Source organism: Pseudomonas sp. S37 (assembly GCF_016658545.1).
Classification (GTDB): Bacteria; Pseudomonadota; Gammaproteobacteria; order Pseudomonadales; family Pseudomonadaceae; genus Aquipseudomonas.
In genome coordinates this window covers 1-316 of sequence record NZ_JACVZC010000246.1, presented here as the reverse complement: position 1 = coordinate 316, position 316 = coordinate 1, and the positions used below count along the sequence as shown (strand labels likewise).

1 protein-coding gene is annotated in these 316 nt (G+C 51.9%); it reads right to left on the bottom strand.

The window, feature by feature from the left end; genetic code table 11:
- Positions 1-112: 112 nt before the first annotated feature.
- A partial coding sequence (locus IAE39_RS29865; protein WP_236548883.1) for a hypothetical protein occupies positions 113-316 on the bottom strand: 204 nt, incomplete at its 5' end.

The window sequence follows — 316 nt, the reverse complement described above, 5'->3', positions numbered from 1 at the left end:
CTGGCTTGTGTCATGCGGTGTATGCGACGGCTTTTTTCAGACAGAACCTAGCACTTGAGAAGGAGTTCAGGACAATAAAAGCAACTGACAATCAATAAACTAACAGCGATCATTAACCAATTAAAGACATCGTCGGCTGCATCAAGACCGAGCGTAGCGCCAGCTTCATTGACAGTGTGTCATATGGCATCGTCCGAGGAATCCCCAGTGGTATTCCCTGAATTGAGGGTGTTGGTGGCAGGTGTTCGGCGTGGTGTTTTTTGCGCCTATGAGATCGAGCGCCGCGCGGGCGGCGCTCGATCTCATAGGCGCCGGA